Raw genomic sequence first — 25,828 nt, 5'->3', positions numbered from 1 at the left:
TTCCGTGAGCGACACCCCACCCGTGAGAATCGCCAATTTCTCCGGCTTCTACGGTGACCGCGACAGTGCAATGCGAGAGATGCTCGACGGCGGCGACGTCGACTACCTCACCGGCGACTACCTCGCCGAACTCACCATGCTCATCCTCGCCAAAGGCATGATGAAGGACCCGACACTCGGCTACGCCAAACGGTTCATCGACCATCTCGACACCTGCCTGGACTCCATCGCAAAACGCGGTGTGAAGGTCGTCACCAATGCCGGCGGACTCAACCCCTCCGGCCTCGCCGACGCCCTCCGGGAAAAGATCACCGAGCGTGGCCTGGACCTCACCGTGGCCTATGTCGACGGCGACGACGTCCGAGAACCATTACGCCCGACTGTTCCTGACGCCCTCTGCGCCAATGCCTATCTCGGCGCCTTCGGCATCGTCGAATGTCTAAACGCCGGTGCGGACATCGTGGTCACCGGTCGGGTCACCGACGCCTCCGTCGTGGTCGGCCCTGCCGCCCACCACTTCGGCTGGGGCCCCGGTGACCTGGACCAGATCGCCGGTGCCATGGCCGCCGGACACGTCATCGAGTGCGGCACCCAGGCCACCGGAGGAAACTACTCCGGCTTCAACCGTGGGATCCTCGCCGGGGCGGACCCGATGCCCGGCTTCCCGCTCGCCGAGATCCACGCCGACGGCACGTCCGTCATCACCAAACACGACGGCACTGGCGGCGCCGTCACCGTCGGTACCGTCACCGCCCAGTTGCTCTACGAGGTGACCGGCGCCCGTTACGCCGGCCCGGACGCCGTCCTGCGGCTCGACCATGTACGACTCGAGGATCTCGGCGGCGACCGCGTCCGGATCAGCGGTGCCACCGGCGAGGCGCCTCCCCCCACGACCAAGGTCGGGGTGAGCCGACTCGGCGGTTTCCGAAACGAGGTCCAGGTCCTGTTCTCCGGACTGGACGTGGAAGACAAGGCGGAGTTGTTCACCCGCCAGCTCGACACTCTGGAACCCCGCCCCCGCACGGTCGAATACCGCCTGGAACGCACGGACCATCCGGACGCAGACACCCAGGCCGCCGCGTCAGCCCGACTGGTCTGTGTGGTCTGGGACCCGGACCAGCACCGCATCGCCGAATGGGGCCGTGGAGTGGTGGGCACAGCTCTGGCGTCACCACCCGGGACCTTCTTTGACGGCGCTCCACCGAAGCCGAGCATGTACGGCACCTTTTCCCCCGCCTACGTCGATAATGACGTCCCCGCACATACTGCCCACCTCGCGGACGGCACCACCGTCGCCGTCACCCCGCCGGACGTCACCGCGGAGCTCGGGTCCTCCCGGACCGACGAGCCGCTGCCGGACTACCAGACGGACGGCGCGACCCGTCGGGCACCGCTCGGCCTGCTCGTCGACGCCCGCAGCGGCGACAAGGGCGGCAGCGCGAACATCGGGCTCTGGGCACGGGACGACGGGCACTACCCCTGGCTGCTCGAGACGATCACCGTCGACTCGGTCAGGCGGCTCCTGCCCGAGACTGCCGAGCTGGAGGTCGAAGTGTACCCACTGCCCCGTCTCAACGCGGTGAACATCGTGGTCCAGGACATCCTCGGCCAGGGCGTCGCCCACGGTGCACGCTTCGACCCGCAAGGCAAGGGGCTCGGTGAATGGTTGCGCTCGCGCCATGTCGACATCCCCGAGGACCTGCTCAAGCACAGCAACAACAGTAAGGAAGCGTCATGACCGCAACGTCAGCCGTCATCACCAGTTCCGAGGAGTACCAGGCCAACCGGCGGTCCATGGAGGAGAAGCTCGGCGAGATCCGCGAGGCCTACGAGACAGCCTTCATCGGCGGTGGCGAGAAGTCGCTGGAGAAGCTCCGCAGCCGCGACAAGATGACCCCGCGTGAGCGGATCGACTCAGTCCTCGATCAGGGCTCCCCGTTCCTCGAACTCTGCACGATGGCCGGGTACGGCACAGACTTCACCGTGGGTGGTTCCGTCGTCGGCGGTGTCGGCACCGTCGAGGGTGTGGACTGCATGATCGTCGCCAACGACCCCACGGTCAAGGGTGGCGCGTCCAATGAGTGGACCCTGCGCAAGTGCAACCGTCTGCAGGAGATCGCCGTCGAAAACCGGCTGCCGGTACTCACCCTGGTCGAGTCCGGCGGTGCGGACCTGCGCAGCCAGAAAGAGGTCTTCGTCCCTGGTGGTGCGATGTTCCGGGCAATCACCCAGGCGTCCAAGGCGGGGGTCCCGACGATCGCCATCGTCTACGGCAACTGCACCGCCGGCGGCGCCTACATCCCCGGCATGTCCGACCACGTGGTGATGATCAAGGAACGTTCGAAGGTCTTCCTCGCCGGCCCCCCGCTGGTCAAAGCGGCCACCGGCGAAGTCACCGACGACGAGAGTCTCGGTGGTGCTCAGATGCACACCGACATCTCCGGACTCGGCGACTACCTCGCCGTCGACGAGCTGGACGCCGCCCGAATCGGCCGGTCCATCGTCCGGCGCCTGAACTGGCACCGTAAGGGGCAGAACCCCGCCGCGAATGTCGCAGAACCAGTGCTCGACGAAGAGGAGATGCTCGGCATCGTCCCCGACGGGCTCAAGGTCCCCTACGACCCCTACGAGATCATCGGACGGTTCGTCGATGGCAGTGAGTTCGATGAATTCAAGCCCCGTTACGGTTCGGGCCTGGTAACCGGGTGGGCGCAGGTCCACGGATACCCGGTGGGCATCCTCGCCAACTCCCGCGGAGTGTTGTTCAGCGAGGAGGCGCAGAAAGCCACCCAGTTCATCCAGCTGGCGAACAAGTCGGACACGCCCCTGATCTTCATGCACAACACCACGGGCTACATGGTCGGCAAGGAGTACGAGCAGAACGGGATCATCAAACACGGCGCGATGATGATCAACGCCGTGTCGAACTCGGAGGTCCCGCACATCTCCCTGATCACCGCCGCCAGCTACGGTGCCGGCCACTACGGGATGTGCGGACGCGCCTTCAACCCCCGGTTCGTCTTCGCCTGGCCTTCGGCGCGGTCCGCGGTGATGGGTTCCGAACAACTGGCGTCCGTGGTGAGCAGCATCAGCGCCCAGTCGGCCCGCTCACGAGGCCTCGACTACACCGAGGATGCGGAGAAGCAGCTCTTCGACATGCTCAAGACGCAGGCCGACGTGGAGTCCGCACCGTTGAAGATGTCCGGGATGCTCTACGACGACGGCATCATCGACCCCCGCGACACCCGTTCTGTGGTGGGGATGGCGTTGTCCGCCATCCACTCCGGTCCGGTGGAAGGCGCCGAAGGCTTCGGCGTCTTCCGGATGTGACGGGCGAGAACGAGAGATGAGAGAAGACATGACCAACACAGAATTTTCCACCGTCCTCGTCGCCAACCGCGGCGAGATCGCGCGGCGCGTATTCACCACCGCCCGCAACCGGGGACTGTCGACCGTCGCCGTTTACTCGGACGCCGACCGTGACGAGCCCTTCGCCCGGGAGGCCGACGCCGCCGTCCGTCTGCCCGGCAACGCTCCGGCAGAGACCTACCTGAACGCCGAGGCCGTGCTGGACGCGGCGAAGCGCACCGGTGCCGACGCGATCCACCCCGGTTACGGGTTCCTCTCCGAGAACGCGGGTTTCGCCCGCGCCGTCATCGACGCCGGGTTGGTCTGGATCGGACCGTCACCAGAGGCCATCGACGCAATGGGTTCCAAGACCGAGGCCAAGAAGCTCATGGAGGCTGCCGGAGTACCGGTGCTGACCAACCTGGAGACCTCGGAGATCACCGAGGACATACTTCCGGTGCTGGTCAAGGCCTCCGCCGGTGGTGGTGGACGCGGTATGCGCGTGGTCCGCACCATCGCCGAGTTGGAGTCGGAAACCGCTGCTGCCGTGCGCGAGGCAGAGAGCGCGTTCGGCGACGGCACCGTGTTCATCGAACGCTACATCGAATCCGGACGTCACATCGAGGTCCAGCTCATGGCCGACAACCACGGTGGCGTGTGGGCGGTGGGCGAACGTGAGTGCTCGATCCAGCGCCGCCACCAGAAGGTCATCGAGGAGGCACCGTCCCCGCTGGTCGAGCGAATCGACGGGATGCGTGACCGCCTCTTCGAGGCAGCACGGGCCGCCGCCCACGCCATCGACTACAGCGGTGCCGGCACCGTGGAGTTCCTGGCCAACGACAAGGGCGAGTTCTTCTTCCTGGAGGTCAACACCCGCCTGCAGGTGGAGCACCCCGTCACCGAGGCAACCACCGGCCTCGACCTGGTGGGACTGCAGTTCGACGTCGCCGCCGGGCACCACCTGCCCTCAGACAACCCCCCGGGCCTCGACGGGTGGGCCATCGAAGCCCGCGTATATGCCGAGGATCCCCGGCACGACTACCGCCCCATGTCCGGTGAAATCTTCCGCTTCGACTTCGACGACGTCGTGTCGTCGTTCGCTGGCCCGCACATCCCCGGAATCCGGCTCGATGCAGGACCGGTGGCCGCCCCCGGGGACCCGGCCGTGGTCGGTGTGAACTACGACGCGATGCTGGCCAAGGTGATCTCCTGGGCCCCGAACCGAGCGGAGGCCGTGGGCCGACTCAGCGGGACCCTGCGTCGGGCCCGTATCCATGGGCTCGGCACCAACCGTGACCAGCTGGTCCGCATTCTCGATGACGTGGACTTCCGGGCCGGCGACATCAACACCGCCTTCCTGGAGAGCACCCACACCGAGGTCTCGATGGCCCCCTTGGCTGACGACGAGACCGTGGCGGTTTCCGCCTTCGCGGCGTCGGTCGTCGCTGAAGCTGCCGGAACCGCGACCAACCCCACCCGCCGCGTCCCGGCCGGATTCCGTGTCTTCGGTGATGCCCGTACCACCCACCGGTTCTTTCGCGGTCACGACACCGACAACGAGGTCGAGGTGAGCGTCGTGCGTGGCTCCCGCGTCCGTGAGGGTGCCGTCACCCTGGACGGACGCGAGGATGTCCGGCTCGTAGATCTCACCCCTTCTGCGGGCGTCGCACCCGGCGACACGGAGCCGGCCGCCGTCACCCTCGAGGTCGCCGGTATCCGCCGCACCCTGACCGTCCACCGGTACCCGGGTGGCGGCGTGGGGGTGAACTCCGCACTGGGGCCGGTCGTACTCACCGAGCGTCCCCGGTACGACGACCCGTCCGACATTGTCGCCGAAGGAGCCCTGGTGGCTCCCATGCCAGGGACGGTGACCAGTGTGGCCGTAGCCGTCGGCGACACGGTCACCACGGGCCAGAAGCTCATGACGATCGAGGCCATGAAGATGGAGCACACCATCTCGGCCACCTCCGACGGCACAGTCAGTGAACTGGCCGCTGCCGCCGGCGACCACATCGAGACCGGCACCCTGCTGGCGGTCATCGACTCCCCCGAGAACGACGAATAACCACCACTGTCCCCACGCAACACCCCGAATTCAAGGAGTTTTCACCATGTCACAGCCCCAGGTCAGCATGCCCCTCAACGACACCCCGGAACAGGAGGAGCTGCGCAGCACCGTCCGAGCCCTGGCCAAGAAGTACGGCTACGAGTACATGGCCAAGAAGGCCGACGACAAGGAATACCCCACCGAGCTGTGGAAGGAGGCCGGTGAGCTCGGCTTCGTCGGTGTGAACCTGCCCGAAGAGTACGGCGGCGGCGGAGCCGGCCTGTTGGAGCTCTCCATCGTCCAGGAGGAGCTGTCCTCCCAGGGCTGCGGTCTGCTGATGCTCGTGGTCTCCCCCGCCATCTGCGGGTCCATCATCGCCGCCTTCGGCACCCCCGACCAGAAGCAGCGTTGGCTGCCGGGCATCGCCTCCGGCGAGTTCATCAGCGCTTTCGGCATCACCGAGGCCGACGCCGGCACGAACAGCCACAACATCACCACCACCGCGAAGAAGGAGGGTGACGAGTGGGTTCTCAACGGCCAGAAGACCTTCATCTCAGGTGTGGACCAGGCTGATGCCGTGCTCGTCGTCGCCCGCGCCCACGACGAGCGCACCGGCAAGCTCAAGCCGGCACTGTTCATGGTGCCCACCGATGCCGAAGGCTTCTCCAAGACCCAGATCCCCACTGAAGTCATGCTGCCCGAGTGGCAGTACGCCCTGCACTTCGATGATGTCCGGCTGAAGGACGAGGACCTCGTCGGCGACAGCGACGCGGGCATCTTCCAGCTCTTCGTCGGCCTGAACCCGGAGCGCATCATCGCCACCGCGATGGCCACGGGAATGTCCCGCTACGCCCTCGACACCGCCGTCAAGTACGCCAACGAACGTGTCGTCTGGAAGACACCCATCGGCGCCCACCAGGGTCTGTCCCACCCTCTGGCCCAGTGCCGGATCGAGCTGGAGCAGGCCCGGCTGATGTGCCGCAACGCCGCCGCCCGTTTCGACCAGGGCGACCTGGACGGTGCGGCGACCGCGGCGAACATGGCCAAGTACGCTGCCGGCGAGGTCTCCGCCAAGTCAATCGACCAGGCCGTGCAGACCCTCGGAGGCAACGGCCTGACCGCCGAGTACGGGCTGGCACGCATGTACGCCGCATCGCGTCTGCCCCGGATCGCCCCGGTGAGCCGCGAGATGCTGCTGAATTATGTCGCACAGACCGTCATGGGCCTGCCCAAGAGCTACTGACCCCGCACACCGAGCGACACAGGAGGACACCATGGCCATCACCGCCACCACGGAGAACAAGACAGCCCGGATCACCATTGATGCCCCGGACCGCCGGAACGCCCTGTCACCGGCGCTGATCCAGGATCTCACCGATGCCCTGGAGACGGCCGCACAGAACGAGGATGTCCGAAGCGTGATCCTGGACCACACCGGATCCACATTCTGCTCCGGCGCCGACCTCGCCGCTGTCGGCGACACCCCACCCGAACAGGTCACCGCCAACTTCATAGGACTCCTACGCACGGTCGTGGAGTTGTCGAAGCCTGTCATCGCGGTCGTGGACGGAAACGTCCGGGCGGGTGGCACTGGTCTCGTCGCGTCCTGCGACATGGTGTTCGCCTCCCCGGGGTCATCTTTTGCGACCACCGAGACCCGCATCGGCGTGGCCCCGGCGATGATCGCCCTGACCGTCCTGCCCCGCCTGTCGTCCCGCGCGGCCTCCCGGTACCTCCTGTCTGGTGAACGCTTCGACGCCGCGACCGCGGAACGTCAGGGCCTGGTCACCGAGGTCGTCGACGATCCCCGCGCGCAGGCCGCCGCACTGGCCGACGGGCTGCTGAAGTGTTCACCTCAGGGACTGAGGGAGACCAAGATGATCATCAACCAGCACGTCATCGACGGTTTCAACGCCGGTGCCGATGCGCTGGCAGCGAAGTCCGCGGAACTCTTCGCCAGTGAGGAGGCACTCGAGGGCATCACCTCCTTCCTCCAGAAGCGGGCACCCAGCTGGGCGCAGTGACCCATGCAGGAGACGGCGGGTAAAGTGACCGAGGACTGACCAGGATGGTGGAGAGTATGCCGATGAGCAGGGTGGCCCAACAGGAGCGCAGCAAGGTGACCAGACGTCGCCTGCTGGAGGCGTCGCTGGACACGCTCTCGGACGTAGGCCTGGCGGGCACGACGGTCAGTGCCGTCGCCGCGCGTGCCGGTGTTTCCCGCGGGGCCGCCCAGCATCATTTCCCCACCCGGGACTCCCTGGTCGAGGCAGCTCTCGAAGAGTTCTTCGCAGAGCGCACGCAGCAACTTCGCTCCAGCGTCGCCAAGCTGTCCACCGGCAGCGGCGCCGCCGCCGTGGACGCTGTGGACGAGGTGGTCACTCTCATCTTCGGATTCTTCAGCAACCGCCCCTTTCACGCCGCCCTCCACATCTGGGCGGCCGCGAGCACGGATGACAGCCTCCGCGAGCTGATCGTCCCGGCCGAGGCACGCTACGGTCGGGAGGTCTACCAGCTGACCGCGCTGGCACTCAACGCGGACCTCTCGGACCAGCACACCCGTAGGCTGCTGGGACTCACGCTGGACGTCGCCCGTGGACTGGGCCTCGGCTCTGTCCTCGTCGACACCCGGAAGCACCAGAACGACGCCATCAAGACCTGGTCACGGATCCTCGACGGCATCAAGCGCAACGACTGACCACGACCCCACCACACCACAATTCACAGCACCCGTCTCTCAGTATTTACTTAGCTTCAAAAACAATACTTCACGCTGTGCACTGCCCCGGAGGCCTCCATGACCACCGCCACCAGAACCCCCGTCAACTCCGTCGGCCAGATGCTGCGCCGACGCGTCAATGACACCCCACACCGGCGTGCCTACACGTTCCCCACGGCTGCCGCACCAGCCGGCCCATCGGCAACCTGGTCCACCGTCACGTGGGCCCAGGTCGGGAGACACAGTGACGACATCGCCGCGGGCCTCATCTCGCTGGGGGTCAGGCCCGGCGACCGCGTGGGCATCGCCAGCACCACCCGCTATGAGTGGGCGGTCTCCGCCTACGGCATCATGTGCGCCGGGGCTGCGGCCGTCGCCGTGTACCCCACCACCGTCGGTACCGATGTCCGGCACATCCTCGGGGACTCCGGTGCCACCGCCGTCTTCGTCGAGGACGCCGAACAGCTCACCAAGATCACAGGTCTGCGCGACGACCTCCCCGACCTCGGCACCGTCATCGTCCTCGACAACGACGTCCCCGACCGCACCGACGGCTGGGTCATGACGCTGGACGAACTCTGTGCCTCCGGTCGCCAGCACCTCGGACAACTGCCCGACGACGTGGATACACGCATCGACGCCACCGGCCCTGAGGACCTCGCCACCCTGATCTACACCTCCGGCACCACGGGACGCCCCAAGGGCGTCTTGTTGCCGCACCGGGTCTGGGTACACGAGGTCCACGCCATCGAGGCGACCGTGAACAATAGCCACAACTCAACCGACGACGACTCCAGCCTGCTCACCATCGACGACAAGCAGTTCCTCTGGCTACCTCTCGCCCATGTCATGGGCAAGCTGATGATACTGCTGCCACTCCACATCGGCTTCGAGACGACGATCGACGGGCGGATCGACAGGATCGTCGAGAACATCGGGGCCTCCCGCCCGACGTTCATGGGCTCGGTGCCGCGGATCTTCGAGAAGGCCTACACGGGAATCGTCACGATGACGGCGGAGGACCCCGGCCCCCTCGGTGTCCGTGAAAAGCTGTTCCACTGGGCCAGTCGGGTCGGAGTGAAGGCCCTCGACACCGACTCGCCGTCGCTCCTGGGCCGTGTCCAGGCACGTATCGCCGACCGACTGGTGTTCTCCACCGTCCGCGAGAAGTTCGGCGGTAACATCCGCTACTTCATCTCCGGCTCAGCCGCCTTGAACACCGACGTTTCCCGCTGGTTCTGGGCCGCCGGCCTTCCCGTCCTCGAGGGGTACGGAATGACCGAGTGCAATGTCGCGACGCTGGGACTCCCGTCCACGTTCCGGGCCGGCACAGTGGGTGAACCCGTCGACGGCTTCGAGGTCCGGACCGCCGAGGACGGTGAGATTCTCGTCCGTGGACCAGGGGTGATGGCCGGATACCACAACAACCCTGAGGAGACGGCACGAGCGCTCTCCGACGAGGGCTGGCTACACACCGGTGACATCGGAGCCCTGGACGACCAGGGGCGTCTGAGTATCACCGACCGCAAGAAAGAACTGTTCAAAACCTCCAACGGCAAGTACGTCGCACCAGCGTTGATGGAGGCCCGGTTCAAGGGCCTGTGCCCCGTAGCGTCACAGATCGTGGTCGTCGGCGAGGGACGACGCCACGTCGCCGCGCTGATCTCCCTGGATAAAGATGCCATCACCGCGTGGGCAGGACGTGAAGGGATACCCGGCGACTACGAAGCTGTCACCCGCGACCCGCGGACCCGTGACCATCTTCAGGGTTTCGTCGACGAGCTCAACACAACCCTCAACCCGTGGGAGCGGATCAAGAAGTTCCGCATCCTCGACCGCGAACTCTCGGTAGACGCCCAGGAGCTCACACCGTCCCTGAAACTCCGGCGTACGCCCGTCGCCGAACACTTCGCCGCCGACATCGAAGCGCTCTACCCCGCAAACGCCCCAGGAGAACACCATGACCACTAGCCAGACCCGCCTCGACCCCATCACCGATCTCAAAGCCGGCGCCCCCTTCGATCCTCCGGTCCGCTCGACGGGCCACATGCTGCGCAACCGGGTCGCCAGCACCCCGCATCGTCGGGCGTACAGCTTCCCCGTCGCTGACCGTTCTGGTGACGACACATGGAAGACGCTGACCTGGGGGGAGGTTGGAGCTCAGGCGTCCGAGGTCGCCGCCGGCTTGATCACGCTGGACGTACAGCCCGAAGACCGCGTGGCCATCGCCTGCACGACCCGCTACGAGTGGGCACTCGCCGACTACGGGATCGTCTACGCCGCAGCAGCGACGGTGACCGTGTATCCGACGACTCTGGCTGATGATGTGGTCTTCATCATCGATGATTCGGACAGTCGGGTCGTCTTCGTCGAGGACGCCGACCAACTGGCGAAACTCAGCGGACTACGGAGTGAGATCCCGAAGGTGCACACTGTCGTCCTGCTCGACAACCAGGTGCCTGTCGACGCCGACCCGTCCTGGGTGATCACCATGAATGAACTGCGTCGCCGGGGACGGGAACGACTCGAGACCCACCCCGGCGAGATTGACGCACGCATCGACGCCACTGACCTCGACGACCTGGCCACACTGATCTACACCTCCGGCACCACCGGGCGTCCCAAAGGCGTGCTGCTGCCGCACCGGGTGCTGGTGTTCGAGGTGCTGACAATGGACGGCACCCTGCACCGCACCTCCCCGGACGAACACATCACCATCGATGACAAGCAGTTCCTCTGGCTTCCCCTGTCGCATGTGATGGGAAAACTCCTGTTGATGACGCCGGTGCACATCGGGTTCGAGACAGCTATCGACGGCCGGGTGGAGCGCATTGTCGAGAACCTCCCCATCGTCCGCCCGACCTTCATGGGTTCCGCACCGCGCATCTTCGAGAAAGCCTACAACGGCATCGTCACGATGATGGCGGAGGAGCCCGGACCGTTCGGGATCCGGGAGAAGCTGTTCCACTGGGCCAGCAGGGTCGGCACGAAGGTCTTCGAAGCCGACTACGGCACCAGCGGCACCACTGTGTCGCGTTGGGAAAGAGCCCAGGCCCGCATCGCCGACCGGTTGGTGTTCACCAGGATCCGTGAGCGCTTCGGCGACCGGATCCGCTACTTCATCTCCGGCTCCGCTGCCCTCAACTCAGACGTCTCCCGGTGGTTCGGAGCGGCCGGGATGACCATCCTTGAGGCCTACGGCATGACCGAGTCCGGCGGCGGCTCTTGTCTCGGAACCCCGGGAACCTACCGCACCGGGGTCATAGGGCGCCCCTTGGACGGGATGGAACTGCGCATCGCCGACGACGGAGAGATCCTCTTCCGCGGTGCCGGGGTCATGGACGGGTACCACAACAACCCCGCGGCCACCGCCGAGGCACTCGACGACGACGGGTGGATGCACACCGGTGACATCGGCGAACTCGACCACGACGGCTACGTCCGAATCACCGATCGCAAGAAAGAACTGTTCAAGACCTCCAACGGCAAGTACGTCGCACCTGCATTGATGGAGGCCCGGTTCAAGGGACTGTGCCCGGTGGCCTCGAACCTGGTGGTCATCGGCGACGGACGCCCGTACGTCAGCGCCCTGGTAGCCCTGGAGGAGGACACGGTGATGGCCTGGGCCGAGCGTGAGGGCGTCGCAGGCGACTACACCGCAGTGACCGCGGATCCCCGGACGAGAGACCTGGTGCAGGGGTACATCGACGAGCTGAACCTCTCGTTGAACAGGTGGGAACAGGTCAAGCGGTTCCAGATACTGCCCCGCGACCTCACTGTGGAGGACGCTGAGCTGACGCCGTCCCTGAAATTACGCCGGAAGCCGGTCGCGGCACACTTCGCGGAGCAGGTGGAGGCGAACTACGCCTGACGTTCCAGCTCATCCGGACGGTCCGCCCGACGCGGTGGGGCTCAGATACCGTGCCCGAGGTCATCGGCGAAGACACGCACACGCGCCACGCCGGCACGGTCCACCGGGGCGGCCACGGCCACGGTTGATCCTGCGACTGCCTCCAGCATCGCCGCGACGTCGTTGTCCGTACGCGCCCAGACCATGTCAGCCCCGGCAGTCACCGCGGCGCGACAGAAGACCCGCACCCGGTCTCCGTCCAGATCTCCTCCTGTTCCGTCCTCGCCCGGGGACACACGAAGCACCGCGGGGTACGGGACAGCCTCGCGAAGCGTCACGATCTCGCTGATCATGGCGTTGAGGTCACCTGCAACGACATTCGCGGTGTCCAACACGGCGTGAACCTCGTGGGCTCCGTTGACGACCGCCATGTGTGCCTCGCTGGCCTTGATCAACGGGTGATGCTTACCGGTCGGATAGCCGGCGACCGAGACCAGACGCAGGTCCTCCGGTGCGTCACGCAGGGGAAACAGCGTGGGCGGGAGGCATACGGCCGCGTATCCCCCGACCACCGCGCGCCCGATCACGGCTGCGGCATCCTCCCTGGTGCACGCAGGGTCGAGCAGCATCACCTCGGTACGTGACGACGAAGTCGGGGAGCTCATTGGGCGTTGCCGAGCACGTCACGGATGGAGGGGCGGATGTCCTGCCAGTAGATACCCACGATCACGGCACCGACGATCCAGGCCATGGAGATCAGCGGTCCGAGCACCACGACGCCGAGAGCGGAGCCGCCGAGCAGCAGCAGCCAGTTCTGCTTCGACCGGTCGATGACCGTGAAGGCGTCATCCCTGGTCATCGCAACCTGGATCGCCCCCCACACCGCCGCGATGATCACGAGGACCAGGAAGACCCACTGGAGCAGACTCACGGAGATGAAGGCCCGGTTGAGGAAGTCATTCATGGTGCACCAGTCTATCGGACTCCCGCCGGGTCCTCAGAACAGCGTGAACAAGACTTCGGACACGGTGTAGATCGTCAACCCGGCCAGCGACCCCACGACGGTGCCGTTGACCCGGATGAACTGAAGGTCTTTACCGACCATCAACTCGATCCGGTCACTGGCCTCGTCGGCGTCCCAACGCTCCACCGTCTCACCGATGATCCCGGTGACCTCGCCCGCATAGTTCTCGGCCAGGTAGGACGCAGCTCCCACGATGCGCTTCTCCAGGGAGGTCCGGAGCACTTCCTCCGTGCGGACGCGGGTAGCGAAAGCCGATACCCAGGTGACGATCTTCGTCCGCAGCACGGAGTTCTCGTCCCGCGCCATCGTCGTCAGCGTGGACCGTACCGACTCCCACAACGTCCCGGGCAGTGCCTGCACCGTCGGAGAGTTCATGATGTCGCCCTTGAAGTTCTCCACCCGGGTGATCATCGCTGGATCGTGCTGCAGGTCCTGGGCAAGCTGGCTGATGAAGCGGCGGATGGCATGTCTGGCCTCGTGCTCAGGATTGCTGCGCACGTCCCCGGTGAACTGCACCACTTCACGGTAGACCTTGTCACCGACCAGATCCCGAACGAACCGGGGTGCCCAGGTGGGTGTGCGTTCATCCAGGAGCCGAACGATGAGTTCCTCACTGTTCCGTGCTTTGTCGTCCAACCAGACGACCACAGCGTCAACGACAGGTTCGGTGCGCCCCTCGCTGATGAGCTGCTCCAGACCACGGCCCAACGGTGGACCCCAGGTCGGCTCCGACACCTTGTCAATCACCAGTGTGCGCAGCAGTTGTTCGGCTTCCGTCGGGTCCACCCCGTTGACCACAAGGTCAATAAGCCTCGATGCTTCGACGCCGGTGCGTTCCGCTCCTCCCTGGTCCAGTACCCAGTCGGCGGCGCGTTCCGGGATCCTGGCCTGACGGAGTTTGTCGGTGATCAGTGCGGCGTTGAGGAAATTCTCGCCCACGAAGGAGCTGAGTGCATGGCCGACCTGGTCCTTCTTCCGTTTAATGATCGCGGTGTGCGGGATCGGGATACCCAGCGGGTGCCGGAACAATGCGGTGACGGCGAACCAGTCCGCCAGTGCTCCGACCATGCCGGCTTCACTGGCGGCCCGGACATATCCTGTCCACCCGCCGTCCCTGCCCGTGGCCTCCAGCCACCGGCAGAACAGGTAGATCAGGGTGGCCGCCACAAGCAGGCTGGTGGCGAACGCCTTGTGGCGGCGTAGGTCACGACGCCGCTCCGCCTCGGATTCCGGGGACGGCCCGGGGACCGTGAGTCGGCTGTCGTTCGGGCTGTTGCTGATGGGGGACGTCACCCGGCCCATTATTCCACCTGTGACGGACATGGCACGTAAACATGCCTCAGCCCCCTGCCCACCTGGCAATGTACCCGGGGGCAGAGGGCTGAAGAGCGCTGGAGGCGCGGTATCCGGTCAGTAGACCCGACCGGTTTCCTTACGGTACTCGCGGGTGCCACGGCGACCCATATGAACACCGAGGAAGGAGGCGAGAAGGAGAACGATGCCGACCGCCCAGCCGACGATTCCGATGGTGATTCCGTGCTCCTGGGCATCGACACTGTAGGCGGCGAAGCCGAAGATCCCGATGCCCATGATGAAGACCGCGCACAGCAGCAACCCCATGGACATCCACGTCACTCCACGGTGCAACGACGAATGCGGCGCGTCCCAGCTGGAGGGGACATAGCCCTCGAGGTACTCCGGTGACGCCGAGTGCTCACCCTTGGTATCTGAATGCGGAAACATCATCGGTTCTTCTCTCATCCTTCGGTACTCCCCGGGGACGTCGGTCCCGGGCGACAACATGATTCTAGCGCACGGGTGTAGGCGGGGGCCTACTCGTGCCCTGGAGAATCCGGGTGGCGGGCTAGTCTGCCTTGCCGCGGATCGCGGCGCGGGCACGCTCCTTGGTGATCGCGGCGACAGCAGTCAGCGGGATACCCGCCGGGCACACGTCGGCGCACTCGCCGTAGAGGGAGCAGGGTCCGAAGGTTCCCTCAGCCTCGTCCACCATGTTCTTCGCCCGACGGCCACGCTCCTGGCGGCCCAGCGGAGACAGGGTCATGTGCACCAGCTTGGCGCCGGTGAACAGGTGGGACGCACCGTTCGGGCAGGCAGCCACACACGCACCGCAACCGATGCAGGCGGCGTGGTCGAGAGCCAGCTCGGCGTCCTCATGGTTGACCAGCAGACTGTCGGCATCCGGGGCCGTACCGGCGGCCATCGAGACGAAGCCACCCTTCTCCATGACGCGGTCCAGTGCGGACCGGTCGACGACCATGTCCTTGATCACCGGGTAGGCCGCGGAGCGCAGCGGCTCGAGCTTGATGCTGTCGCCGTCGTTGAAGCTGTACAGGCGCTGCTGGCAGGCCGGCTTGTTCTTGTCCGGACCGTGCGGACGGCCGTTGACCGTCAGGCCACAGGTGCCGCAGATACCTTCACGACAGTCCGAGGCGAACGCGAAGGGCTCCTTGCCGTCTTCGACGTACGCCGAGTTGACGTGGTCGAGGAGCTCCAGAATGGACATTGCTTGTTCGGCATCGGGGACGTCCACCGACTCGAAGTGGCCCTCCGAGGTGTGGTCCGCCTGACGCCAGATCTCAAGATGCAGTTTCATTACTTGTAGTTCCTTGTCATCAGCGGGATGCGGTCAAAGTACAGCGGCTCCGAGTGACGGACGAAGGTCTCCGGCTTCTCGCCCGGCTCCCAGGCGGAAACGAAGCACCATTCGTCGTCGTTGCGCTCGGCTTCGCCGTCCTCGTCGAGGTGATCCTCGCGGTAGTGCGCGCCACAGGACTCGTCGCGGTCGAGGGCATCGACGCACATGAGCTCACCGAGATCCAGGTAGTCGGCAACGCGGATGGCGTTCTCGAGCTGCTGGTTCATCTCGTCCTTGTCGCCGGGCACGAAGACGTTCTCCCAGAAGTCCGCGCGGACCTTACGGATCTCGTCGATGCCGGACTGCATTCCCTCGACGGTACGGGCCACGCCACAGCAGCGGTAGAGGATCTCACCGAGCTGGCGGTGGTAGTACTCGGCGCCGTGCGGGTTGGGGCCGCGGATGCTGAGGATCTTGTCAATGCGCTCCTCGGTCCGCTTCAGCGCGGCCTGGGCCGCCTCCGAGTCGACGTCCGGGGCGTCCTGACCCAGCAGCGGTGCCAGGTAGTTCGGGACGGTGAAGGGCAGAGTGAACCAGCCTTCCACGGAAGACGACAGCAGGGAGTTCGCGCCCAGGCGGTTCGCACCGTGGTACATCCAGGATGACTCACCGGAGCAGAAGAGTCCGGGGATCGACGTCATCTCGTGGAAGTCGGTCCACAGACCACCCATGGTGTAGTGGCAGGTCGGGGCGATGCGCATCGGCTCCTTGTACGCGTCGTCACCGATGGCCTCCTCGTACATCTGGATGAGGTTCGAGTAGCGCTCGCGGATCGTGTCCTCGCCCAGCTTCTTGATGGCGTGGGTGAGGTCCAGGTACACCGAGTTTTTCTTCGGACCGACGCCGTAGCCGGCATTGATCTGCTGCGCGTTTGCACGTGAGGCGATGTCGCGCGGAACCAGGTTGCCGAAGGCGGGGTAACGACGCTCGAGGAAGTAGTCGCGCTCGTCCTCGGGGATGTCGTTGGGGTGGCGCTCGTCGCCCTTGGTGGTGGGCGTCCAGATGCGACCGTCGTTACGCAGCGACTCGGACATCAGAATGGTCTTGGACTGCCAGTCCGAGTTGACCGGCAGGCCGGTCGGGTGGAACTGCACGAAGGACGGGGACGCCATGTAGGCCCCCTGCTCGTACGCCCGCATGATCGCGCTGGCATTGGAGTTCTTGGCCAGCGTGGACATGTGGTAGACGTTGCCGTACCCGCCGGTGGCCAGCACTGTGGCGTGGCCCGTGTGGGTGGACAGCTCACCGGTGATGATGTTGCGGGTGACGATGCCCTTGCACACGCCATCCTCGACGATGATGTCCTGGACATCGGAGTGGGTGAAGATCTCCACGTTGCCGGCACCGATCTGACGGTACAGAGCCGACGTCGTGGCCAGCTGCAGCTGCTGACCGGTCTGCCCGCGGGTGTAGTACGTGCGGGAGACCTGCACACCACCGAAGGAACGGGTGGCCAGGGTTCCGCCGTACTCGCGGGAGAACGGGGCACCGATGGCGTTCATGTGGTCGATGACCTTGCCGGACTCCATGGCCAGACGCCAACAGTCATTCTCGCGGCACCGGTAGTCGCCGCCCTTGACGGTGTCCTTGGTGTGGTTGTAAGTGGAGTCGTTGTCCAGCTTCTTCGACCGCGACGAGTTCACGCCACCCTGCGCAGCGATGGAGTGCGCGCGACGGGGACTGTCGTGGTAGGTGAAGACCTTGACGTCGTATCCGAGCTCGCCGAGTGCGGCAGCTGCCGCACCACCGGCCAGGCCGGTACCGACGATCAAGATGCGGAACTTGGCGCGGTTCAGCGGCGAGACGAGCTTGAAGTGCTCCTTGTCGAACTGCCACTGCTGCTGCTGACCGACCTCGTGGGGCGCGTTGTCGCCGATGACGTTACCGACGGACACGCCGTCCACCTTGGACTTCGGGGCGGCGAAAGCCTGCAGAGCCTCGTCGTAGTTGAAGTCCGGGGTCTGGTTGTGCGGGTGGGGCTTACTGATTCCCATAGTCTCTTCTCTCTTCCTAGGTCCCTTTTGTTCGCTGACGTCCGGGACTAATCCACCACGCCGAACATCACCATCAGCGGGATGGAGATGTTGCCGATCATGACGATCGCGGGCAGCAGGTAGGCGATCCACAGCATGACCTGACGGGTCCGGTGGCCGGTGATCCCCAGGTCAGAGGATGCGGTCCAGATTCCGTGGCTCAGGTGCAGGAAGAGAACGACCATGCACAGGATGTAGAAGATCGCGACAATCGGGCGTTCGAAGGACGCCACCAGGTTGGCGTACACCTCGCCGTGCTCGAAAGCGGTGGCCGCCGCCGGTTCCGCACCGATGGTCAGATCAAGGATGTGGAAGATGATGAACAACAGCAGGATAATACCGGTCTCCAGCATGGAGCCGGCGGTGAAGGTGTTCCACCCCTTCACCTTGGCCGTGCGACGGAACCGGCCACGGGACTCCCGGGACCGCTTCTTCAGTGCGAAAGCGCACCACACGTGCAGGATCAGCGAGGCCAGCAGGACCACGCGGGCGATCCACAGGAAGCCTTCGTGCGGGATGAGCGGCTCGCCGATGCTCCGCAGGAAGCCTGCGTACTCGTTGAAGTGGTCGGCACCTGTGTAAACTTTCAGGTTTCCGACCATGTGAACGAGGACGTAGAGGGCGAAGATGATGCCAGTCACGGCCATCGTCAGCTTCATCGCCCAGGAGGGGAAGCCCGGCTTCTCCCTCAACGGTTTGATGGAAATTTTCCCGTGCTCGATTGCAGCGGGATCGTCGTATTTAACAGTCATGGCACCTCCAGTGTCATAGACACTGTACGACCCTCATAGTGGCAAGCACCAACCGACCCCGGCCCTCGTGAAAAAGATCACACCCGACCGCCGGATCATCCGTCGATCAGCCTGCGTGACCGGGCTTCCGCCACCGCAGCCGTGCGATTCTCCACCCCCAACTTCTGATAAATATGTATCAGATGAGTCTTCACAGTTGCCAGTGAGATCACGAAGCGCCGTGCCAGTTCGCGGTTACTGGCTCCGGTGGCAAGCGCCGCCAGGATCTCCACCTCGCGCCGCGACAGTGTTTCCCTACCGGCCTCACCGGCTCCGCCGGAGCGTCCGACCTGTTCGGCAAGTCTGGCCGCAATATCCGGCGACAGAGTCCGTCTGCCCGCGGCGGTGTCCAGCACCGCCCGGTGCAGGATGTCCTCCGGGGCGTCCTTCAGCAGGTAGCCGGTCGCCCCGGCCGCGACGGCGTCCATGACGTGACTGCCGGTGTCGTAAGTGGTCAGCACGAGGACCGGCGGCCCACCGACGGCGGTGTTGTTCCGCGTGGCGCTGATCCCGTCCACGCCCGGCATCTGGATGTCCATCACCAGGACGTCCGCCCCTGCCTCCACGGCGCGCCCGGCGTCAACCCCATCCTCGCCTTCGTCGACCACGCACACATCTTCGAAACCGTCGAGGATCGCCCGCAGTCCCGCGCGGACGACCGGATGGTCGTCGATGAGCATCACCCGGACCACGTTGTCTTCTACAGTCATGGCCTGCCTCCCGGGGTCTCCAGAGTGAAGCTTGCGGTGATGCAGGTGCCGGCGCCGGTGAGGACGTCGAAGTCACCGCCGGCCTCATCGACTCGCAGCCGCATCCCGGTCAGCCCGTATCCGTCACCGGTCGGCCGTTCGACCTCGTCGAGGTCAATGCCCCGACCGTCGTCATGCACGTCGAGCATCAGGGTGCTGTCCTCGTCGTCGTTCTCCATGCGGACGGAAATGAGGACCTCCCGGGCGCCCGCATGTTTGACGACATTGGTCAACGACTCCTTGACCACGTGCACGACCGCGTCCTGCACCCGCGCCGGTAGGGCGGCGCCCATCACCTGTTGTGACAGCTCCATCTCCACAACCAGACCGTCGCCGAGTGCCCGCTGGGTGGCTGTGACGTCGTCGACAATGCGACGCAGCGCGTCCTCCACCGGCTCCACCGGACCGTCCGGGAGCCCCGCCGACAGGTCACGGATCAGCTCGCGGGCCTCGTTGAGATTGTCACCGGCAGTCCGCTCGATGAGCGAGAGCTGGGTCAGCGCGTCGTCCACCCGCTGCTGCCGCACCGCCGTCGAGGCGGCCCGGGACAACAACACCACCGCATTGAATCCCTGGGCGAGGGTGTCGTGGATGTCACGGGAGATCCGCTCCCGCTCCTCGAGACGCCCGGCGTTCTTCTCGGCAACCAGGAGACGGTCGCGCGTACGCCGCAGTTCATCGGCGGTCGCACGCTGGCGTTCCGCCTCCCCGGTGAGTGCCCGGTAGGTCCAGTACGCCCCCGCTGCGAACACGACGCCGATCCCGGGGCCGACAACAGCAGCCACTCCCCCACCCTGCCCCGTCAACGGTGGAACAAACGCCCCCACCGCCCAGGCCAGGAGCAGCACACCGACATGCACCGCGCCGAACGTCAGACCCCGGAGGCGTCCGTACATGTCGAGAACCGCGAGGATGAGGAACGTCAGCGGAAACAACAGCCAGACCGCGTGATGACTCAACGCGGTGGCGCCCGCCCACAGCACCAGCAACACCAGCAGCCACCAGGGAGCAAGCGACCGGAGGCGTGCCGGGCCCAGCATTCCCGGTACGTTCCGACCGTCGGCGACGCGCTTCTCCGCGACCGTCCCGGCGAGATACACCCCGGTGAGCAAAAGAATGACCACCACCGCCGCACCACCCCGTCCCGCCCCGTCGAGGATCACGCGCACCAGAGCGAACGCCGACAACGCGGCAAACACCACGTGCAGCGCGATACGCAACGTGCCGAGGATCCGGGGCAGGGAGGTATGCGGATTCACAATTCCCGAGCCTAGGTGCACAGTCCCGACGCTGGCATCGACCGATCGGTTGATCCGGAAATCAGGTCTCCGGTCGATGTCCGGGCCCACCGCGACGGGTGAGGATGACATCACGTCATCCACGCACCATCACAGGAGGATGCCCATGTACCTGGGCCTCAGAGACATCGTCGCAGCCAAAGGGCGCTTCACACTGATCACCTCAGTCGTCGCCCTGATCACCCTGCTACTGGTCATGCTCACCGGACTGACCGGCGGCCTGGCCGACCAGAACACCTCGGCTCTGAAAGCACTGGACCCGGATCGCTACATCTTCGCCGCCGACGACGAGCCGTCGTTCATCGCCTCGTCCGTCACCACCCAAGACGAACAAGCCTGGAAGGACGCCGCCGGCCCGGGCGCCGACGTCGTTCCGTTGGGAATCGCAGCAACCCGGCTCGACGTCCACGGAACCACCGAATCCGTCACACTGATGGGCTTACCTGCCGGGACGCCGGTTCCCGGTGGCCGCGTCCCCGACGGCGGACTGCTGCTGCCCGAGAGCCTCGGCGGAACCGCCGAGACCGAGTACATGAACCACCAACCCGTTGCCTGGGCGGACGAGGACACGTGGGAGGAGATGACCGGGGCGAGCTCACCCACCGTCCTCATGGCCACCGCCGACCTCAGCGACGACGAGTGGGACGCCGCTGCCGACAGCACGGGCACCGTCGCCACCACCGTCAACGACTCCTTCGCCGCACTTCCTGCCTACCAGTCCGAACGTGGCTCCCTCCTGGCGATCCAGGGACTGCTGTACGGGATCTCCGCCCTGGTTGTCGTGGCATTCCTCAGCGTGTGGACGATCCAGCGCACCCGGGATATCGCCGTCCTCCGCGCCCTCGGCGCCTCCACCCGCTACGTCGTCACCGATGCAGCGGTCCAGGCCGCCGTGATCCTGGCGGTCGGAGTGGCCGCCGGTGGAGCGGTCGGCGGGTTGCTCGGCACCCTGGCCGTGGGAACCGTCCCCTTCGCCACATCTCTGTGGACGTTCCTGCTGCCACCGGCCGGTGTCTTCCTGCTCGGCATGTGCGGCGCCCTGATCGCCATGCGCCGCGTATCCACCGTTGACCCCCACCTCGCATTAGGAGCAACAGCATGACCGTCACCACCGCCCGTACCGTCCTGAACATCAATGACGTGTGCGTGACCTACCCGGACGGCGACCACACCGTCGCCGCCCTGGACCACGTCACCTTCTCCGCTCGCGCCGGCGAGCTGACCGCCGTCGTCGGCGAATCAGGATCCGGAAAATCGACACTGCTGTCCGTGGCCTCCGGATTGTCCGCCGCCGACTCCGGTTCAGTGGACGTCGACGGCTCAACCGGCATGGTGTTCCAGTCGGCGAACCTGCTCGGATCCCTGACGGTCCGCGAGCAACTGCTGGTCACCGACCATATCCGTGGCACACGGATCGACCGGTCACGACGCCGACGTGCCGACGGCCTGCTCAGTCGTGTCGGACTGGACGGATTCGGCGACCGGCGGATCCACCAGCTGTCCGGCGGTCAGCGTCAACGGGTGAACATCGCCCGGGCACTGACCGGGGATCCGGCACTGCTCCTGGCCGATGAGCCGACATCGGCCCTGGACCACGCCCTGTCCCGCCGGATCGTGGAACTGCTGCGTGACCTCACCACCGAGCGAGGCTTGGCCACCGTCCTGGTCACCCACGACCGGAGCCTGCTCGACCAGGCTGACCACGTGGTGGAGATGCGCGACGGGACGCTGGTCTGCTGACGGGGCTCTTCCGCCGGCACTCCTCAGCCTGTCGCGGTCCGGAGGCCCTGGCGCCGTCGCCCTCACTCCGCCCGGAGCAGCGTCTCCCCGGACACGGTGACCGGCTCGGGCCCGACCATCGTCTCTTCACCGCAGACGGTGACCGGTCCGACGACCTCCGGATCATCGTCAGCGGTACACAGGGTCACCTCGCCGTCGGCGACGGACACCCGGACGATCCGACCGTGCAGGGTGATCGAATACTCCAGGCCACCCCACTCCTCCGGGACACGCGGATCGATGGTGAACTGCCCGTAATGGTCACGGAATCCGCCGAACCCGTAGACCAGGCAGCTCCACACACCACCGCAGGACGCGATGTGCACACCGTCGGCGGTGTTGCCGTGCAGATTGTTGAGATCGATGAACAGGCCACGATGGAAGAAGTCCAGCGCCTTGTCGTGCATTCCCAGTTCTGCGGCCATGATCGACTGCACCACGGCAGACAATGAAGAGTCACCGGTGGTCAGCCGGTCGTAGTAGTTGTAGTCGCGCCGCTTGGTCTCGGCGTCGAACTGCGAGCCCTGGAGGAACACCGCGAGGACAACGTCAGCCTGCTTGAGGATCTGATACCGGTAGATCGTCAACGGGTGGTAATGCAGCAGCAACGGACGCTTCGGGCCGACCTCGGGATCGTCCAGGCTCCACAGCTGTCGCTGCATGAACTGGTCGTCCTGCGGATTGACCCTCGTCGACTCGTTGAACGGGATGTACATCGCGTCGGCGGCCTGGTCCCACAGGTCCAGCTCGTCCTCGCTGAGGCCGGTGCGGCGCATCATGTCGCGGTACGCCCCAGGCCGGTCAGACTTCATCTGGCGGACGACTTCCGCCGCGACCCTGAGGTTGTACTGGGCCATGACGTTTGTGTACAGGTTGTTGTTCACCACGGTGGTGTACTCGTCGGGCCCGGTGACCGAGTGAATCTCGAAGCGGGTTCCCGACGAGTTGAAGAAACCGAGGGACATGAAGAACCGTGCGGTTCCGACCAGGATATGGATGCCTTCGTCCAGCAGGAAGTCCGTGTCGCCGCTGGCGTAGATGTACTTCATCAGCGCATAGCTGATGTCGGCGTCGATATGGTACTGCGCGGTGCCGGCGGCGTAGTAGGCGCTGGATTCGTGACCGTTGATGGTACGCCACGGGAACAGCACCCCGTCGTGCGACAGCTCAAGGGCGCGCTCGCGGGCGGCGGGCAGCATCTTGTAGCGGAAGCGCATCGCGTTCCGGGCGAACTGGGGGTTGGTGTACGTCAGGAAGGGCATCACGTAGATTTCCGTGTCCCAGAAGTAGTGCCCGCCGTAACCGGATCCGGTGAGCCCCTTGGCGGGCACACCCTGGGTTTCCGCGCGCGCGGATGCCTGGATGAGCTGGAAGATGTTCCACCGCACCGCCTGCTGCAGTTCAGGATGGTTCGGGATGCGTACATCCGAGCGGTCCCAGAACTCGGCCAACCAGTTCTTCTGGTGCTGCTGAAGGGTCCGGAAGCCGATGGCTTTCGCGCGGTTGATGGTGCGTGCACAGCGGAACGCGAGTTCATCGGCCGCGACGTGCCGGGACGAGTGGTAGGAGATGAACTTCTCGAGTCGCAGCTTCATCCCCGTGCGACCGGCCATGTGGTAGACGACCCGGGCCACGTCCTCGCGAAGTTCGGTGTGGACTTCCACGCCGTCGACGGCATGGTCACCGTCTTCGTCGGTCCCGGTGAGTTCGAGTTCGTGGTCCATGCTGACGGCGACGGTCATGCCGGAGTGGTTGATCCGGTAGCCGAGAGTGACCCGCTCGTCCTCTGGTTGTGCCTGGTAGGTGGGGATGAAGACCCGGCCCTTGAACTGTTCGGCCTTGCGCGGGTCGGCCCCGTCGTTCACGCCGGCCGGGCCGTCGGCGGTGGTGCCGGTGTGGTCGATGACGGTGGAGTACTCGTCTTCGCCGTCCTGCCGGTTGAGGATCTGTGAGGAAACGACCACGGCGGCGGGGGCGTCCAGCAGTTCGATCTCGGTGCTGGTGACCATGAGGTGGCGTTCATTGAAGCTCACCATGCGCTCGTTGGTGATCCGCACCCGTTTGCCGGACGGGGTGCGCCAGACGAAGCTGCGACGCAGGACGCCGTCGCGAAAGTCGATACCGCGCGAATAGTCTTCGATCTCACTCTGGGACAGGCGCAGAGGCTCGTCATCGACGTAGATGCGGACGGTCTTGGCGTCGGGAACCTGGACGATCGCCTGGCCTTCCCGGGCCAGGCCGTAGGCGTCTTCCGCGTGCGAAATCGGCCACGTCTCGTGCACACCGTTGATGAAGGTGCCGTGGGCCTCGGAGTCACGGCCTTCCGGCGGTGTCCCCCGCACCCCGAGATAGCCGTTACTCAGGGCGAAGTGACTCTCGGTGAGTCCCAGTGAGGTGCGCTCGGGCCGCTTTTCGTACCATCCCCATTCATCCACAGGGTTGTTCTCGCGGTCGATCCCCTCCATAGGATCCGTGTCGTGGTGGTGTTGGTCGGCCCGGTAGCCCGTGGGGAAGAGCCTCTCCTCGTCTGCGCCGCCGACGGTGTCGGCGACTCCGGCCACCTCGGTGGCGTTGGCCATGTCAGCGGTGTCGATCGGTCGGTTGACGACAGAGGCCACCCGACGGCGTTGGTCAAGGAAATTCTCCAGTGCCGTCTGGCGGCTTCCATTCGTTCCGCTGCCGTCGGTCGCGTCGTTTCCGCTCATCGTGCGTTGCCTCCGGTTTCGTTGGTGGTCAGTTCTGCCAGGTCGGACACCACGATATCCGCGCCGGCCTCGAGCAGTGTCTCACGTCCTGCGCCTCGGTCGACACCCACGACGAGACCGAAATCGCCGGCCCTCCCCGAAGCGACGCCGGACGTGGCGTCCTCGACGACGACGGCACGGGACGGCTCGACGCCGAGTGACTGCGCGGCGAAGGCGTAGGTATCGGGCGCGGGTTTACCGGGGAGACCTTCAGACGCTGCGACCGTGCCGTCGACGATGAGCTCGAAGCGGTCGATCAGCCCGGCAGCGGTGAGCACCTGGCGGGCGTTCTTCGATGAGCTGACAATGGCGATCCTCGGTGCCCCCTCCCCGGCGAGCTCGTCCAACAGCGCCACCGAGCCCGGGTAAGGGTTGATCCCCTGCTCGAGGACTCGCAGGAAGTCCTCGTTCTTCCGGAGTCCGAGCCCCAGGACGGTGTCGTCGGTGGAGGTGGCGGAATCCGTGTCGCCGTGGGCCAGAGTAATACCACGGGAGGTCAGGAGGCTCTGGACCCCTTCGTCGCGGGAACGCCCGTCGAGGTGCTCGTAGTAGTCCTGCTCTGTGTACGGGGCTGAGCCCTGTTTCTGCAGGAACTCGGTGAACATTGCCGCCCATGCGGCGCGGTGCAGGTCCGCGGTCGGTGTGATGACGCCGTCCAGGTCAAAGAGGACGGCGTCGAAGGTTCTGAGCTCTGGGCGGGCAATGGTCTGGTCGGGCTGATCAGGCTGGTCGGTCATCCGGCGCAGGCTCCTCGGTGTGGGGATCGTGTCAGGGGGCCAATGATAGTGCG

At 65.6% G+C, this 25,828-nt stretch carries 21 protein-coding genes; 10 read left to right on the top strand and 11 right to left on the bottom strand.

The features are described 5' to 3' along the window. Window positions 1-4 precede the first annotated feature (4 nt). The 8 genes from CGLY_RS03115 to CGLY_RS03080 all read left to right on the top strand — a co-directional run bounded on the left by CGLY_RS03115 (window position 5) and on the right by CGLY_RS03080 (window position 11,985). A complete protein-coding gene (locus CGLY_RS03115) occupies window positions 5-1,738 on the top strand; it encodes an acyclic terpene utilization AtuA family protein (RefSeq protein WP_038546093.1) in 1,734 nt (577 codons plus the stop codon). Continuing rightward, the gene (locus tag CGLY_RS03110) at window positions 1,735-3,330 is read left to right on the top strand and encodes an acyl-CoA carboxylase subunit beta (RefSeq protein ID WP_038546088.1); all 1,596 of its coding nucleotides are present in this window, start codon (window positions 1,735-1,737) and stop codon (window positions 3,328-3,330) included. Before CGLY_RS03115 ends, CGLY_RS03110 begins: the two co-directional genes overlap by 4 nt. A gap of 28 nt (window positions 3,331-3,358) precedes the next feature. Then, complete coding sequence (locus CGLY_RS03105) at window positions 3,359-5,413, top strand: acetyl/propionyl/methylcrotonyl-CoA carboxylase subunit alpha (protein ID WP_227590361.1); 2,055 nt, start codon at window positions 3,359-3,361, stop codon at window positions 5,411-5,413. Window positions 5,414-5,480: 67 nt separating this feature from the next. Then, window positions 5,481-6,638, top strand: coding sequence for an acyl-CoA dehydrogenase family protein (locus tag CGLY_RS03100; protein WP_038551130.1), 1,158 nt, complete (start codon window positions 5,481-5,483; stop codon window positions 6,636-6,638). 31 nt (window positions 6,639-6,669) lie between these two features. Beyond that, a complete protein-coding gene (locus CGLY_RS03095; RefSeq protein ID WP_038546083.1) occupies window positions 6,670-7,419 on the top strand; it encodes an enoyl-CoA hydratase family protein in 750 nt (249 codons plus the stop codon). A gap of 95 nt (window positions 7,420-7,514) precedes the next feature. Further along, window positions 7,515-8,093, top strand: coding sequence for a TetR/AcrR family transcriptional regulator (locus CGLY_RS03090; RefSeq protein ID WP_227590360.1), 579 nt, complete (start codon window positions 7,515-7,517; stop codon window positions 8,091-8,093). A gap of 99 nt (window positions 8,094-8,192) precedes the next feature. Further along, entirely contained in the window at window positions 8,193-10,085 is a 1,893-nt protein-coding gene (locus CGLY_RS03085) for an AMP-dependent synthetase/ligase (RefSeq protein ID WP_038546080.1), read from the top strand. Continuing rightward, the gene (locus tag CGLY_RS03080) at window positions 10,075-11,985 is read left to right on the top strand and encodes an AMP-dependent synthetase/ligase (protein WP_052539577.1); all 1,911 of its coding nucleotides are present in this window, start codon (window positions 10,075-10,077) and stop codon (window positions 11,983-11,985) included. Before CGLY_RS03085 ends, CGLY_RS03080 begins: the two co-directional genes overlap by 11 nt. Window positions 11,986-12,026: 41 nt before the next feature. Here the strand turns inward: CGLY_RS03080 and CGLY_RS03075 are convergent, their stop codons facing one another. The 9 genes from CGLY_RS03075 to CGLY_RS03035 all read right to left on the bottom strand — a co-directional run bounded on the left by CGLY_RS03075 (window position 12,027) and on the right by CGLY_RS03035 (window position 20,476). Next, the gene (locus CGLY_RS03075; RefSeq protein WP_144313623.1) at window positions 12,027-12,629 is read right to left on the bottom strand and encodes a 2-deoxyribose-5-phosphate aldolase; all 603 of its coding nucleotides are present in this window, start codon (window positions 12,627-12,629) and stop codon (window positions 12,027-12,029) included. After that, the gene (locus CGLY_RS03070) at window positions 12,626-12,928 is read right to left on the bottom strand and encodes a DUF2516 family protein (protein WP_052539573.1); all 303 of its coding nucleotides are present in this window, start codon (window positions 12,926-12,928) and stop codon (window positions 12,626-12,628) included. The genes CGLY_RS03075 and CGLY_RS03070 overlap by 4 nt, the downstream gene beginning before the upstream one ends. A gap of 33 nt (window positions 12,929-12,961) precedes the next feature. Continuing rightward, a complete protein-coding gene (locus CGLY_RS03065) occupies window positions 12,962-14,290 on the bottom strand; it encodes a DUF445 domain-containing protein (protein WP_038546077.1) in 1,329 nt (442 codons plus the stop codon). Between the two features lie 108 nt (window positions 14,291-14,398). Further along, window positions 14,399-14,749, bottom strand: a complete 351-nt coding sequence (locus tag CGLY_RS03060; RefSeq protein ID WP_144313622.1) for a tetraspanin family protein — start codon at window positions 14,747-14,749, stop codon at window positions 14,399-14,401. Between the two features lie 103 nt (window positions 14,750-14,852). Then, window positions 14,853-15,602: a succinate dehydrogenase/fumarate reductase iron-sulfur subunit gene (locus tag CGLY_RS03055; RefSeq protein WP_038546074.1), complete on the bottom strand. Its 750-nt coding sequence runs from the start codon at window positions 15,600-15,602 to the stop codon at window positions 14,853-14,855. Then, window positions 15,602-17,638, bottom strand: coding sequence for a fumarate reductase/succinate dehydrogenase flavoprotein subunit (locus tag CGLY_RS03050; protein WP_038546071.1), 2,037 nt, complete (start codon window positions 17,636-17,638; stop codon window positions 15,602-15,604). The genes CGLY_RS03055 and CGLY_RS03050 overlap by 1 nt, the downstream gene beginning before the upstream one ends. A 47-nt stretch (window positions 17,639-17,685) precedes the next feature. Next, window positions 17,686-18,429, bottom strand: coding sequence for a succinate dehydrogenase cytochrome b subunit (locus CGLY_RS03045; RefSeq protein ID WP_038546068.1), 744 nt, complete (start codon window positions 18,427-18,429; stop codon window positions 17,686-17,688). A gap of 95 nt (window positions 18,430-18,524) precedes the next feature. Beyond that, window positions 18,525-19,178 carry a response regulator gene (locus CGLY_RS03040; RefSeq protein WP_273373814.1) on the bottom strand — a complete coding sequence of 218 codons (654 nt, stop codon included), beginning with the start codon at window positions 19,176-19,178 and terminating at the stop codon, window positions 18,525-18,527. Further along, window positions 19,175-20,476, bottom strand: coding sequence for a sensor histidine kinase (locus CGLY_RS03035; protein ID WP_144313621.1), 1,302 nt, complete (start codon window positions 20,474-20,476; stop codon window positions 19,175-19,177). Before CGLY_RS03035 ends, CGLY_RS03040 begins: the two co-directional genes overlap by 4 nt. Window positions 20,477-20,621: 145 nt before the next feature. On the opposite strand from CGLY_RS03035, the gene CGLY_RS03030 reads away from it, so the two are divergent. Together CGLY_RS03030 and CGLY_RS03025 are read left to right on the top strand one after the other, a co-directional pair. Then, window positions 20,622-21,617: an ABC transporter permease gene (locus tag CGLY_RS03030; RefSeq protein ID WP_038546064.1), complete on the top strand. Its 996-nt coding sequence runs from the start codon at window positions 20,622-20,624 to the stop codon at window positions 21,615-21,617. Further along, window positions 21,614-22,255 carry an ABC transporter ATP-binding protein gene (locus CGLY_RS03025; RefSeq protein WP_038546061.1) on the top strand — a complete coding sequence of 214 codons (642 nt, stop codon included), beginning with the start codon at window positions 21,614-21,616 and terminating at the stop codon, window positions 22,253-22,255. The genes CGLY_RS03030 and CGLY_RS03025 overlap by 4 nt, the downstream gene beginning before the upstream one ends. A 62-nt stretch (window positions 22,256-22,317) precedes the next feature. On the opposite strand, the gene CGLY_RS03020 is transcribed toward CGLY_RS03025, so the two are convergent. Together CGLY_RS03020 and CGLY_RS03015 are read right to left on the bottom strand one after the other, a co-directional pair. Next, a complete protein-coding gene (locus tag CGLY_RS03020; protein ID WP_052539566.1) occupies window positions 22,318-24,999 on the bottom strand; it encodes a glycoside hydrolase family 65 protein in 2,682 nt (893 codons plus the stop codon). Continuing rightward, a complete protein-coding gene (locus CGLY_RS03015; protein ID WP_052539565.1) occupies window positions 24,996-25,775 on the bottom strand; it encodes an HAD family hydrolase in 780 nt (259 codons plus the stop codon). Before CGLY_RS03015 ends, CGLY_RS03020 begins: the two co-directional genes overlap by 4 nt. Between the last annotated feature and the right edge of the window lie 53 nt (window positions 25,776-25,828).

It is taken from the genome of Corynebacterium glyciniphilum AJ 3170 (assembly GCF_000626675.1).
Lineage (GTDB): Bacteria > Actinomycetota > Actinomycetes > Mycobacteriales > Mycobacteriaceae > Corynebacterium > Corynebacterium glyciniphilum.
Note: the sequence above shows the minus strand (reverse complement) of the source record. Positions and strands in the feature narration are given on the sequence as shown.